The 12594-nt window shown below is 70.2% G+C and carries 13 protein-coding genes and 1 pseudogene; 4 read left to right on the top strand and 10 right to left on the bottom strand.

Going from position 1 to position 12594, the window contains the following annotated elements; translation table 11 throughout:
* The first annotated feature begins 282 nt into the window (after positions 1 to 282).
* Positions 283 to 1380 (top strand): PAS domain-containing protein, encoded by a 1098-nt coding sequence (locus MTDSW087_RS17530; protein WP_144766056.1) that lies wholly within the window; start codon positions 283 to 285, stop codon positions 1378 to 1380.
* Positions 1381 to 1655: 275 nt separating this feature from the next.
* Here MTDSW087_RS17530 and MTDSW087_RS17525 read toward each other — a convergent pair whose 3' ends face one another.
* Positions 1656 to 2648, bottom strand: a complete 993-nt coding sequence (locus MTDSW087_RS17525) for a histone deacetylase family protein (RefSeq protein WP_144766054.1) — start codon at positions 2646 to 2648, stop codon at positions 1656 to 1658.
* 326 nt (positions 2649 to 2974) lie between these two features.
* On the opposite strand from MTDSW087_RS17525, the gene pdxH reads away from it, so the two are divergent.
* A complete protein-coding gene (gene pdxH / locus MTDSW087_RS17520; protein WP_144766052.1) occupies positions 2975 to 3631 on the top strand; it encodes a pyridoxamine 5'-phosphate oxidase in 657 nt (218 codons plus the stop codon).
* Positions 3632 to 3683: 52 nt separating this feature from the next.
* Complete coding sequence (locus MTDSW087_RS17515) at positions 3684 to 3914, top strand: hypothetical protein (RefSeq protein ID WP_144766050.1); 231 nt, start codon at positions 3684 to 3686, stop codon at positions 3912 to 3914.
* A gap of 17 nt (positions 3915 to 3931) precedes the next feature.
* On the opposite strand, the gene MTDSW087_RS17510 is transcribed toward MTDSW087_RS17515, so the two are convergent.
* The 3 genes from MTDSW087_RS17510 to MTDSW087_RS17500 all read right to left on the bottom strand — a co-directional run bounded on the left by MTDSW087_RS17510 (position 3932) and on the right by MTDSW087_RS17500 (position 5665).
* Complete coding sequence (locus tag MTDSW087_RS17510) at positions 3932 to 4621, bottom strand: helix-turn-helix domain-containing protein (RefSeq protein WP_144766048.1); 690 nt, start codon at positions 4619 to 4621, stop codon at positions 3932 to 3934.
* Between the two features lie 119 nt (positions 4622 to 4740).
* Positions 4741 to 5118, bottom strand: a complete 378-nt coding sequence (locus tag MTDSW087_RS17505) for a response regulator transcription factor (protein ID WP_144766141.1) — start codon at positions 5116 to 5118, stop codon at positions 4741 to 4743.
* 175 nt (positions 5119 to 5293) lie between these two features.
* Complete coding sequence (locus tag MTDSW087_RS17500; RefSeq protein ID WP_238178814.1) at positions 5294 to 5665, bottom strand: CBS domain-containing protein; 372 nt, start codon at positions 5663 to 5665, stop codon at positions 5294 to 5296.
* Positions 5666 to 5859: 194 nt separating this feature from the next.
* Between MTDSW087_RS17500 and pqqC the strand changes: the two are divergent.
* A pseudogene (gene pqqC / locus MTDSW087_RS17495) lies at positions 5860 to 6630 on the top strand (pyrroloquinoline-quinone synthase PqqC); the annotation flags it as partial.
* Positions 6631 to 7149: 519 nt separating this feature from the next.
* On the opposite strand, the gene MTDSW087_RS30240 reads toward pqqC, so the two are convergent.
* The 6 genes from MTDSW087_RS30240 to MTDSW087_RS17470 are packed head-to-tail and all read right to left on the bottom strand — an operon-like array spanning position 7150 to position 12550.
* Positions 7150 to 7305: a hypothetical protein gene (locus MTDSW087_RS30240; protein ID WP_186383886.1), complete on the bottom strand. Its 156-nt coding sequence runs from the start codon at positions 7303 to 7305 to the stop codon at positions 7150 to 7152.
* A gap of 45 nt (positions 7306 to 7350) precedes the next feature.
* Positions 7351 to 7935, bottom strand: a complete 585-nt coding sequence (locus MTDSW087_RS17490; protein WP_144766044.1) for a DUF4142 domain-containing protein — start codon at positions 7933 to 7935, stop codon at positions 7351 to 7353.
* Between the two features lie 20 nt (positions 7936 to 7955).
* Positions 7956 to 9866, bottom strand: a complete 1911-nt coding sequence (locus MTDSW087_RS17485; RefSeq protein ID WP_144766042.1) for a nitric oxide reductase activation protein NorD — start codon at positions 9864 to 9866, stop codon at positions 7956 to 7958.
* Between the two features lie 3 nt (positions 9867 to 9869).
* The gene (locus MTDSW087_RS17480) at positions 9870 to 10682 is read right to left on the bottom strand and encodes a CbbQ/NirQ/NorQ/GpvN family protein (RefSeq protein WP_144766041.1); all 813 of its coding nucleotides are present in this window, start codon (positions 10680 to 10682) and stop codon (positions 9870 to 9872) included.
* Positions 10683 to 10724: 42 nt separating this feature from the next.
* A complete protein-coding gene (locus MTDSW087_RS17475) occupies positions 10725 to 12086 on the bottom strand; it encodes a cbb3-type cytochrome c oxidase subunit I (protein WP_144766039.1) in 1362 nt (453 codons plus the stop codon).
* An 11-nt stretch (positions 12087 to 12097) separates the two neighbouring features.
* A complete protein-coding gene (locus tag MTDSW087_RS17470) occupies positions 12098 to 12550 on the bottom strand; it encodes a c-type cytochrome (protein WP_144766037.1) in 453 nt (150 codons plus the stop codon).
* Between the last annotated feature and the right edge of the window lie 44 nt (positions 12551 to 12594).

Genomic DNA, 12594 nt, shown 5'->3' with positions numbered 1-12594 from the left:
CCTGGGGCATCATCACAACGGAAATGGACACGCTTTGTTGCCCACGTCCATGAGGCTGCCCCGCGACGTAAGGCGATGGTCGCAAGGCCGGCCCGACCTCGTCGACGGCGGCGACGTTAGCTTAGGGTTCGAGCGGTTCGATTGTTGCGATCCGGGAAAACCGGCATGATCGACCGGGATCGTTCGGCCTCGTTGAGGCGGAAGCGGTCGCATTAAGCCGCTGGTTACCTTCCGGTGGAGGAAAATCGCTCACGCGGCCTGCTCGTCTCGGCGGAGATCCCGATGCCCACCCGTTCGCTGATGCGCGTGCGACCGCTTTCCGAGGATGCCCCCTCCCTGGCACCGCGCGGATTGTCGTCGCGTCATTTCCTGAAGCTGGTCGAGGACACCGGCGAGGTCGGCTTCTGGTCGGCCGGGCCGCGCGGCGACCGCCTTGAGGCGTCCGTGGGCCTCATCCGCATCCTCGGGCTCGACCCCGCGGCCGAGATCGCCATCGATGCGCTGCTCGACATGATCCATCCCGAGGACCAATCCGCCCACGGTGACCAGTTCGCGCTGCTTCGCTCCGGTCAGCCGGTCACGCGCGAGTTCCGGGTCGTCCGCCCGGATAGGACGCAACGCTGGGTGCGGCACCGTGCCGAGGTGCTCCTCGGGCCTGACGGCAAGCCAGCGCAGGCCATGGGCGTGATGTTCGACGTGACGGACTGTTACGACGCCATGCGCGCGGTCCGCCAACGGCACGACCGCCTCAACGCCCTCGTCGCCGCGACCGCCGCCGTGTTCTGGATCAACGGGCCGGACGGCGAACCTCGCGAGATGCCGCAGTGGCAAGCCCTGACCGGCCAGAGCCATGCGGACATGGCCGGGGAGGGATGGCTCGACGCCGTCCATCCGGACGACCGTGCGCGTACGGCGGCCGCCTGGATGACGGCGGTCGCGCATGCCGCGCCTTACAACACCGATTACCGGCTGCTGTGCGCGGACGGGGTGTACCGCTGGTTCAACGCGCGCGGCGCGCCGATGATGAACCGCGACGGCTCGGTGCGCGAGTGGGTCGGCGTCTGCCTTTCCGTTCCCGGCCGGAACCGATACGTGCCCTCTCGCCCCGAACCGGCATCCGCTGCCGGTCGTGTCGGGCCGGACTTACCCAACCCCACGGCCGCGCAGGTCCGGGCCGCCCGCGGCATGGCCTGCCTGTCGAAGGAGGAACTCGCCAAGCGCGCGAACGTCTCGATCTCGACCGTCGTCCGGTTGGAGGACGGGAATAGCGCCGTCCGGCCCCGCCCGGAAACGGTCACGGCCGTGCGTCGTGCCCTCGAACAGTCGGGCGTGGCGTTCGTCCTGGATGCCGAAGGCAGGCCTGCGCTCCGCGAGGCCTGAGCCGGCGCGTTCCGAGGCGCCGGGACATAAGGGAGGCGGCGCGGTGGGGCCCGGCCCTGCGGCGGGCGCAGCGGCCGATCGTCCTGATACGCTGACGCTCATGGCCCTGGCGGGTGTCCGAGGGCGATACGCGGCATGGCGCGAAGGCGAGCGCCGCCGCTGGCCCGGTCTCCGAGCGGAACGGCGGACGGGCCCATCTGCCCGCACGCGGATGCCGCCCGAACCGGCGCCGAACGGATGAGCGATCTCGGTGCGTTCCTCAGGGAGGCCATTCGTCAGCTTCCGGCATCCGCGAGCGCCGCCGGCGCGGCCTCGCCGGCCTCCCAGGTCCGGCCGGTCGCCGGCTCGATGAGGGCCGCGACATGGGCCTCAACCGACCGCGCCAGCCCGACGAGGTCGTAGCCTCCCTCCAGCAGCGAGACGATGCGACCGGTGCACGTGGCGTCGGCGACCGCCATGACCTGCTCGGTCGCCCAGCGGAAATCCGCTTCCGTGAGTCGGAGGTCGGCCAGGGGGTCGCGCCAATGCGCGTCGAACCCCGCCGAGATCAGGATCAGGTCTGGTCGGAAGTCCAGGATGCGGGGCAGCACGACCGCGGCCAGCCCCTCGCGGAACGGCCCGCCGTCGGCGCCTGCGGGCAGCGGCACGTTCACGACGGTATCGTGCGGCCCGCGCTCGGACACGGCGCCGGTATCGGGGTAGAAGGGCCATTGGTGCAGCGAGCAGAAGAGGACGTCGGGATCGTTCCAGAAGATCTCCTGTGTCCCGTCGCCGTGATGCGCGTCCCAGTCCAGGATCGCGACGCGCCCAACCCCGTGCACCGCCTGGGCGTGGCGGGCCGCGACGGCGACGTTGTTGAAGAAGCAGAAGCCGGCCGTCCGTGCCCGGCCGGCATGGTGCCCGGGCGGGCGCATGGCTGAGAATGCGTTGCGGACCTGCCCGGTCATCACCTCGTCGACGGCCTGGACGGCGGCGCCGGCGCTGCGCAGGGCCGCCTCCAGCGTGCCCGGGGAGACATGCGTGTCGTGGTCCACCCCCGGGAGGGCGCCGTCCCGGAGCCCTGCGAGCGTGGCCTCGACGTAAGCCACGTCGTGCGCGCGTGCCAAGGCGGCCTCGGAGGCGACGGGCGCCTGCTCGCGCACGAGGGCGGCGAAGCGCTCCTGCTCCAGGCAGCGCTCGATTACCTGGATGCGGTCGGGCCGTTCGGGGTGCCAGGGCGGCGCAAGGTGGGCAAGGGCCGCCATGTGCGTGAGGTGCAGGGTCGTCATCCGTCGTCTCCCTATCGTGCCACGACGTCCTTCTTGTCGTACGCGGTGTCCTCGTTGCTCGCGACGGGACCGCGACCGGCTCTACGCCGGCCTTCGCCCGCGCGAACCGCGCGGCGCCTCGGCGCGGGCGCATCCTGAATCGCAACTTCGGAGATGGCCGAGGGCGTTTTCGCCGCTTCCCGGTCCCCGGACATCCGGGTGCCGGTCCGGACCGAGCCAAGCGGTGGAGGTGCGATCCGTCCATGACCTGCATCAAGGCCGGTGCCGTCGAGGCGGTCCATCAGCACCCGAACCAGAGGCGGGACGTCCCGCCACGGGGAATGGTGATGACGGAGATACTCGCAGCTACGGTCGCAGACGGCGAAGGCCACGGGAGCGCTCGGGACGGCGCGGACGACTTCACGTGTCGAGCGGATCCCTGGGAACTGTTCCGGGAGTGGATGAGCGAAGCCAAGCGCACCGAGCCGAACGACCCGCATGCCATGGCGCTCGCCACGACGGGGGCCGACGGCATGCCGGACGTGCGGATCATGCTGCTTAAATCCTACGACGAACGCGGCTTCGTGTTCTTCACGAACGACCGCTCCGCCAAGGGAGCGGAACTCGGGCAGAACGCCCAGGCCGCCATCGTCCTGCATTGGAAGAGCCTGCGTCGTCAGGTCCGCGCCAGGGGCGCGGTCGCGCCGGTCTCCCCGGAGGAATCCGACGCCTACTTCGCCAGCCGTCCCCGCGAGAGCCGCGTCGGGGCGGTCGCCAGCCGGCAGTCGCAGCCCCTGGCCGACCGGGCGACCCTGCTTCGCGAGGTCGACGCGGTGGCTAGCCGCTCGGACGGGAAGCCGGTGCCGCGGCCGGCCCATTGGCGGGGCTTCCGCATCATCCCGGTCGCGTTCGAGTTCTGGCAGGACCGGGCCTACCGCCTGCACGACCGCGTCCGTTTCGCGAGCGACGGCGCCCTCTGGACCCGCACGCGCCTGTACCCCTGAGGATACGATGGGCACCCCGCACTTCGCGTCGCCGATGAGGCCGCGCCGCCGGATGGAAGCACCCGACGCGGCACGAATGGAGGATCTGGTGGCCCGTGCGCGGACCCACGACGCGCTGGCCGGGAACCTCGCCGGCAAGGCATCGCGGCTCGATCCCACTGGGTCGCTGCCGGCCCTGCGCCCCCTGCGCTGGATGGTGCGCGAGCACAGGATCAAGGCCCTGCTTCTACGCGGCCAGGCCGCCTGCATCGGGGCCGGCATCCTCCCGAAGGCGCCGGACTAAGGCTCGCGCCGCACGGTTCACTCGGCGAGGTCGTCCAGGGCCGCCACGTCCCGCAGGATCACGGCGCGGCGGTTCGGCGGCAGCTCGATCAGGCCGTCCCGCTCCAACTGGGTCACCGCCCGCGAGACGCTCTCGACCGTCAGGCCGAGATGATCGGCGATGTCGGTGCGCGACATCGGCAACTCCATCGCCGTGCCGCGGCACGCCATCCGCTGCGACAGGCCGAGCAGGAAGCTCGCGATGCGCTCCTTGGCCGACTTGCGGCCGAGCAGCAGCATGTGGTCCTGCGCCCGCTCCAGGCTTCGCATCATCGCGGCCACGACGTCCCTGGCCAGCAGGCCGTCGTCTCCCGCAAGGGCCCGGGGCTCGCGGCGATGGACAGCCAGCCGTGTCGCGGTCACGGCCTCCGCGTTGAAGCGATGCTCCTCGCCGGCCTCCACGCCGAAGATGTCGCCCGGCAGGTGGAAGGCATCGATCTGCCGGCGTCCGTCGGAGAGGAGCTTGTAGGTGCGGACGACGCCCGAGACGACCTTGTAGAAGGTGGTCGCCCGGTCGCCCTCGGCGAAGATCTCCGCGTCGGCCACGTAGGTCCGGCGCACCTCGCCGCGTGCCTCGGCCCGCGGGATCGCGGCCTGCGCGACGGCGCGGTTCGGCAGGGCCGTCGCGAAGACGGGGACGAGGCCGGCGGTGGCGAGGGCGGTCTGCATGGAAGCCTCCGGGTGCGGAACGTGGCTCCATGGCTACGCCCCGCACGGATGGGGCGAAATTCCGGGACTTCTCTTAAGGGGCGCCCCCTAGGGAATTCTACGGAGGTGCCGCCCGTCCCTCAGCTGGCCGCCGCGAGGGCGTCGTGGATGCCGTCCAGCAGGGATCCGTCCTCGAACGGTTTCTCGACGACAAGGCGGAAGCCCGCATGGGCGGCGCGGCGCTGCAGGTCACCGGAAGGTCGGCCGGTGATCAGGATGGCCGGGAGGTCAACGTTTCGGTCGCGCAGGCGTCCGACGAGCTCGAAGCCGTCCATGCCGGGCATCCAATAGTCCACCACGAGGCAGCCCGTGCGCGGCAGGGCGGCGTCGCGGAGCAAGGCGGCGCCGTCCCGGTACAGGCGTACGTCGAGGCCTTCGAGCTCCAGGACGAATTTCAGTGAGTGGCGGACGGCCTCGTCGTCGTCGACGACGAGCACCGGTCCCGTGTGTTTCGGCATGGCGGCGCCCGATCCCTTCTCACCTCGGCCTAGGCCCGGTGCCGGAGCGGCGCCTTGATCTGCCTCAACCGAGGGCAGGCTTCGAGGCGGGCGGCCGCTCGTCGCCACTGGAGGCGACGCTCGACCCAGGGCAAGGACCGGCACCTCCCGGGTGCGCCCGCTCGGCTGATCGCCCTCATGCGGGATGTCGCGCAGGGACAGCATCCCGATGACCGCCTTCGCCCCGCGTGACCGGCGAGTGGCGGAAGCCGCCGGCCGACATGGCCCGGAGCGCACCGGGGATGGCGGCGTGCGCTGGAAGGGTTGTCGGCTCGCGCGTCATCACCTCTCGGACGGGGGTCAGAAGCGGGTCGCAGTGGCCGGCGATCACGCGAACCGCGGGGTCGCGATCGCTCAGGATGCCGACGAGACGCCGGTCATCGAGGACTGCGAGCGCTCCCACGTCGTGTTCGCGCATCCGATGGCAGGCGGCCGCGACCGTGAAGCAGCCGGTCACGCCGACAAGCGGGCGGCCGGCCAAGCGATCCTCGACGGTTGGGCATGTCATGCGGGCCTCCCGGTCGTGGGCCGCCGGCGGGCCGGCGCCGGGGCAGGTCGCCCTACGGTGGTCCGCCACGGATCGCCTGATCCGCGGCGTACCCGGCAGGTACGGCGCCGAGCCCCGTTCCCCTTGACCTGAATCAAGGAAGGGCGGCCGCAGCTCCCCTCCACTCCGGCGCCCGAACGACGCACGGAAACGCCATGAACGCCTCCTTCCCCACTCCCGGCGCCGACGCGACCCAGCGCCTCCTCAGCCACGAGGAGCTGGAGGCGGCGCTGCGCGACATCGGCGCGCGGCGCTATCACAACCTGCACCCGTTCCACCGCCTGCTGCACGACGGCAAGCTGAGCAAGGATCAGGTCCGGGCCTGGGCGCTCAACCGCTACTACTACCAGGCGATGATCCCCGTGAAGGACGCGGCGGTGCTCGCCCGCCTGCCGGACGCGAGCTTGCGCCGGATCTGGCGCCAGCGCATCGTCGATCACGACGGCGACCACGAGGGCGACGGCGGCATCGAGCGCTGGCTGAAGCTCGCCGAGGGCGTCGGCTTCGCGCGCGACTACGTGCTCTCGACGAAGGGCATCCTCTCGGCGACCCGCTTCTCGGTGGACGCCTACGTGCATTTCGTCTCGGAGCGGAGCCTGCTGGAGGCGATCGCCTCCTCGCTCACCGAGATGTTCTCGCCGACCATCATCTCCGAGCGCGTCGCCGGGATGCTGAAGAACTACGACTTCATCACCAAGGAGACGCTCGCCTATTTCGACAAGCGCCTCACCCAGGCGCCGCGCGACGCGGACTTCGCCCTCGACTACGTCAAGCATCACGCCACCACGCCGGAGCTGCAGCGCGCCGCCATGGATGCGCTGACCTTCAAGTGCAACGTGCTCTGGACGCAGCTCGACGCCCTGTACTTCGCCTACGTGGCGCCGGGCCTCGTGCCGCCCGACGCCTGGCAGCCCGGCGAGGGCCTTGCCTGAGGGGCCGGTCCGCGCTGCCCGAAGCCTCGGTGACCGAACGATGCGCCGGTTTGCAGCCACGGCCGTGCGATGGCTTCGAGCAGGCGGCCGGCAGTCCGGGCGACGGTGTCGACCCGGCGGATGCCGGCCGCCCGCGGGCCGGCGCCGGACCGGGGCCGATGACCCGCGACGCGCCAGGGCATCGACGCTTCACGCTCCGGATGGCGACGACGAGCGCCGCTCGGGCCGGGGCGCAGGTTCGCGCCTTGCAGGCCGCCCGTCGGATTGGCGCGGATCAGGACATGCGCCGCGCCCGTGAAATCGGGCGCGTTCGGGAGCCCCGCCGCGGTGGTGACCCGGCCGGATTCGAGGAGGCAGCTATCGGACGCGCGGGCGGATCGGGGAGGCGGATGATCGCGTCCCTGTCCCGAGAGGACCCGGCCCCGGCGCCGGCCGTGACCGACGGTAAGGACCGGTGAGACCGGGTCCCCTGCATACGCGCGGCCGACGATGTGGCCCCGCCGATCACGCAGCTCACTGCGAGAAGAACAGGACGGCCCCGAAGCCCACGGCCATGGCGACGGCTGACACCGCCCCTGCCCCCCCGAGAGCCCCGGCGCGGTGGAGCGTCACCGCCATCGCGGCGATCATGGGGACCGCGACCAGCAGCCCGACCTGCGCATCGTTCATCGGATGGTTCCTGGCGGGCCGGAAGCCGCGGGAAGCGGCCGCGCGTCAATACTGCGGCGGCTGCTTGATGGTTTCGATGGCGACGCCGTGCGCCGCGCCGAGCCGCTTCGCCTCCCCGAAGGCGCGCTGCAGCTGGTTCATCGTGGTGATGGCGAACTTCGACAGGTCCGTCCCGGCCGCGTTGGAGGCTTGTTGCTGGTAGAGGTTCACCAACGCGAGGTGGGCCTTGAGCTGCCAGTCGAGATAGTTGCGGTCGAACTCCTCGCCCGAGAGTCCGGCAATCCGTTGCAGCTCGGCCGTCCACCACTCCCGCGAGGGATGGGAGACCGCCACTCCATGCTGTTGCGCCAGGCGACCGACGGCCGCGCGCAGCTTCGCGTGCTCCGCCGCGATTGCTCGGCCGAACTCCCTCACCGCGGGGGTGGAGGACCTGTCGGCCGGCTGCCCGGCTTCGACCTCGGCGTCGCTCAGGTTCGCCGCCCGGTTGAGGAACTCGCGATCCTCGGCCGGCAGTCCCTGCCCGGCCTGCGGCGGCACCCGCGGGTTCGTGTCCGGGCGGATGTTCGTCTGGGCAACTGCGGGGCTCACGAGCAACGCGACGAGGATCGGGGCAGGTAGCCATTTGCGCATGATCCGCTCCTGGGTGGGGGTTAGCTTGTGATCTGGCGGTAGATGGCCGGCAGGGCGACGGGCATCCGGGAGATGTTCGGGAAGATCGCGTAGGCGCCTCGCCCGAAGATGTAGGGGAAGTAGTCGTGGGCCTGCTCGTCGACGGTCACGCCGAAAACCCGGATGCCGGCCTCGCGCGCCTCCCGGATGGCCATGCGCGTGTCCTCGATGCCGTAGCGCCCTTCGTAGTGGTCGATGTCGTTCGGCTTGCCGTCTGTCAGGATGAGGAGGAGGCGTTTGCGGTGCGGGCGCGCGTCGAGCCTCGCCGCCACGTGCCGGACGGCGGCGCCGATCCGGGTGTATTGGCCCGGCTTCAGCGCCTGGATGCGTCGGACGACCCGGGCGCTCAGCTCTTCCTCGAATTCCTTCACGGCTGCCACGCTGACCCAGTCGCGCCGTCGCGAGGTGAAGGTGAACACGGCGTGCTCGTCGCCGCACGCCGTCAGCCCATGGCTGAGCGCGAGCAGCGCGCTCTTCTCGACGTCGAGGACCCGGCGGTCCTGTATCCAGGCGTCGGTCGAGAGCGAGACGTCCATCAGCACGGCCAGCGACAGGTCGCGGGCGGCAGCTCGGGAGCTTTCGAACACGCGCTCCGTTCCGGCGCCCCCGGCGCGACGGTCGGCCCGGTCGCGCACCAGGGCGGACAGGTCGAGATCGTCTCCGTCGGGCTCCCCGTGAAAGGTCTGCCTCCGCGGCCGCAAGGCCTCGAACTGGCGGCGCACCTGCCGGATGCGTTGCTGCATCTCCGCATCGGGCGACCAATCCTCCCCCTCCTCGGGGGCCGGGCTCGCCAGCACGCGGCAGTAGTCCTTCCGGTACGCCTGCCGCTTCCAGTCCCACTCGGGGTAGGTCAGCTCGGCAACGACGGGCTCAGCCTCGGCCGCGGAGGGGGTGAGGTCGAGGTCTAGCTTGAGCCGCGTGGCCGCCCGCCTCTTGTTGGAGCCCAGCGTCAGCTCGGGTAGGTCCTCAAGCGCCTGGCGCGCGCCCGCCTCGTCGTCGTCGTCCACGCCGCGGTTGACGTTGACCATCTCCGAGATGCTGAAGATCGTCTCGAAGCGGTGGAGAAGCAGCGGGTCGCCGCGCTCGCTCTGGTCGGAGGACCGCCGTGCCGCTTGCCGGCGCCTTGGATCGGCGGGAACGGAGCCGCCGCCTTCCTCGGGTGCGTCCGCGCGGTGCGGGCCCCCTCCCCCGCCGAGCACGTCGCCCCAGATCGGGACCGGCAGATAGGTCTGGTAGCCCCGCGGCGCGACGAGCCCGGCAACCGGTCCCTCGCCGCGAATCGCCTCCGACAGCAGGTCGCCGGTCGGCGGAGCGGCGGGGCCTCCGAGGAGCGACCGGATGACGGCCTCCAGGATGGCCTCGCATGGTGGGAGCGTTCTGCTCGGTCGCACCCTCAGGGACGCCGCGCTCAACCGCGCGTGCAGCGGTCCCAGGCCCGGCCAGCGGTCGAGCGTGACGCGCGTCGTCGCCAGGGCCGCGCGGAGCCGGAGGACGTCGTTCTGCAGCGGGTCGTCGGCGCCGGCCGGCGTTCGCGCGTGCGCGAACCAAGCCGCCAGCCACTCGTACGCGGCCTCGTTGTCGATGCGCTCGGGAAAGACGTCCAGGGCGGCCGGGAGACGCAACGTGCTCTCGTCGAGCGCCCCCCTGTCGATCCTCTCGCGGCCGAGCCCCACCCGCTGCCTGAGGCTCAGGCGGTGTCCCGATTCGAGGGACGCGCCGGACGCGATCCGGATCGCGCCGTCCCCGCCGAGCGCGCGAAACATGACCCCGAGCCGTCCCCGGACGTCGTCCAGCCGCGCCGTGGCCCCGGGGTGGCGGGGGTAGGTTGACGCGCCGCCGACGAGCCGGTGCCACAGCTTCCCGACGCTCTCCTCCGGCTCGAACGGCGACATGGGTCAGCCCAACGCGATGTCAGCCACGCGCAGGAGGCCCTGCCTCACGTCCGGGTCGTCGGTCAGCGGCTCGATCAGCGCGGCGACGACCGCATCGGCCGGCCTCATGCCGGCCTTGATGAGGCTGGCGCAGTAGATGACGAGGCGGGTGGAAGCCCCCTCGTCGAGGTCCTTCCCCTTGAGTTCGCGGAGCGCGTTCGCGAGCCGTACCAGCGCGGCGCACCGCTCCTGCGCGAGGCCGCTCTCCCGGGCGACGATGGCGGCCTCCACCTCCGGCTGGGGGAACGAGAATTCGAGCGCGAGGAAGCGCTGCCGCGTCGACGGCTTGAGGCTCTTGAGAACGTTCTGGTAGCCAGGGTTGTACGACACGACGAGCATGAACTCGGGCGGGGCGTGCAGGATCTCGCCCGTCCGTTCCAGAGGCAGCGTCCTCCGGTCGTCGGTGACCGGATGCAGCACCACCGTCACGTCCTTGCGCGCCTCCACCACCTCGTCCAGGTAGCAGATCGCACCGTCGCGCACCGCGCGGGTGAGGGGCCCGTCGGCCCAAACCGTGTCGCCCCCCTTGAGCAGGTAGCGACCGGTGAGGTCGGCGGCGGTCAGGTCGTCGTGACACGCCACCGTGTAGAGCGGACGCCCCAACCGGGCCGCCATGTGCGCGACGAAACGGGTCTTCCCGCAGCCGGTCGGTCCCTTGATGAGCAGGGGCATCCGGTTGCGGAAAGCCCGTTCGAACAGCTCGCATTCCCCGGCCGTCTCCCGGTAGAATGGCGGGTCGTCGGCGCCGGGCGCCGGCAGGATCGAAGGTCGCGCCATCGTCTGTTCTCCGGGGAGCGGCTGCGCCGGCTCCCGTCTGGCCTATTCGGCGGGTCGCGGCAGCGGCCGCAGGGGCGCCACGAGTCGTTCCGGCTTGTCCTCGCGCGCCGGGCCGAAGATCGAGTAGAGGTACAGCAGCGCGGAGATCCCGACGAAAACCCCGGTCCCGAGGCGCATCCAGTAGAACAGGTTCAGCTGCTCCTGCACCTCCATGTAGCTCATGCCCATAACTCGCTGCAGGTGGACCTGCACCACGCCGGCGAAGGTCAGCACGAAGGTCATGAACGCCATGGCCGAGGTCATGATCCAGAAGCTCCACATGTTGAGCACCTGGTTGTACGGGAGACGGTTGCGCAGGTACGGCATGGCGTAGGTGATCATCGCCAGGTTCAGCATCACGTAGGCGCCGAAGAACGCGAGATGTCCGTGCGCGGCCGTGACCTGCGTGCCGTGGCTGTAATAGTTGATGAACGACAGCGTGTGCATGAAGCCCCAGACTCCGGCACCGAAGAATGCGCCGACGGTGCAGCCGAGCGACCACAGCATGGCGGCCCTGTTCGGGTGGTCGCGGCGCCCCTTCCAGACCATCGTGAAGGCGAAGATCACCATGGCGAAGAACGGCGCGATCTCGAACGTGGAGAAGATGCTCCCGATCCACTGCCAATATCCTGGCGCGCCGATCCAGTAATAATGGTGGCCGGTGCCGAGAAGACCCGAGAACAGCGCCAGTCCGACGATGGCATAGAGCCACTTCTCGATGACCTCTCGGTCCACGCCCGTCATCTTGATCATCAGGAAGGCGAGGACGGAGGCCATCACCAGCTCCCAGACGCCCTCCACCCAGAGATGGACGACGTACCACCAATACATCTTGTCGAGTGAGAGATTCGCGGGGTTGTAGAAGGCGAACAGCCAGAAGACGGCGATGCCCCATAGCCCGAGCAGAAGCACGTTCGTCACCGCGGTCTTGCGCCCTTTGGCGACGGTCATCGAGACGTTGTAGAGGAAGATCAGCGCCACGACGACGATGCCGATCTTGATCCAGAGGGGTTGTTCGAGGAACTCGCGGCCCTCGTGCACGCCGAAGGCGTAGCCGATCACCGCCGCCAGCGCCGCGAACATGAGGAGGCCGAGCTGCACGTAGGCCAGCAACGGGCTCTCGATGTCCCTCTCGGCCTCCTCGGGAACGAGGTAGTAGGCGCACCCGAAGAAACCCATCAGCAACCAGACGATGAGCGCGTTCGTGTGCATCATGCGCAGGATGTTGAAGGGCAGTATCTCGGCCAGGAAGTTCGGCAGCACGTAGACCGTGCCGGCGAGGAGCCCCATCGTGACCTGGACCGCGAACAGGATCATCGCGCCGGCGAAGTAGTAGTAGGCGACCTTCTGCGTCGCGTATTTCATCTTGGGTCTCCTCAACCGGCGTCGTTGGGCGGCCAGCCCTGCTTATTGGTTCGGCTGGCCCACTCCAGGAAGTCGACCAAGGCATTGAGGTCCTGATCGTTCAGGTGGAAATTCGGCATCTGCCGGCGTCCCGGGACGCCGCTCGGCTGCGACTGCATCCAGGCGATCAGCGCGGCGCGCGCGCCCTCGGGGTCCTTGGGGCCGCCGTACCGGACCCAGACATTGCCCAGCTCCGGAGCGAAGTAGGCGCCCTCGCCGTGGAGGGAGTGGCAATTGATGCAGGAGTTGCGCTCCCAGACGTGCTTGCCCCGCGCCACGCTGTCGGTCAGGCCGGCCGCGTCCGTGCTCGCGCGAACGATGTAGTAGTGGCTGTGCGCGGTCAGCGCGATGAAAGCCACGAAGAAGAACGCCGAACCGCCGTAGAAGATGTTCCGGGCCGCGGCCTTGGTGAATCGTTCGCTCATTACGGATCAACTCCGCTCGAATCGGCCAACGGCACCCTCCTCGG

It is taken from the genome of Methylobacterium dankookense (genome assembly GCF_902141855.1).
GTDB classification, from domain to species: domain Bacteria; phylum Pseudomonadota; class Alphaproteobacteria; order Rhizobiales; family Beijerinckiaceae; genus Methylobacterium; species Methylobacterium dankookense.
This window is presented reverse-complemented; position numbering and strand designations above follow the sequence as displayed.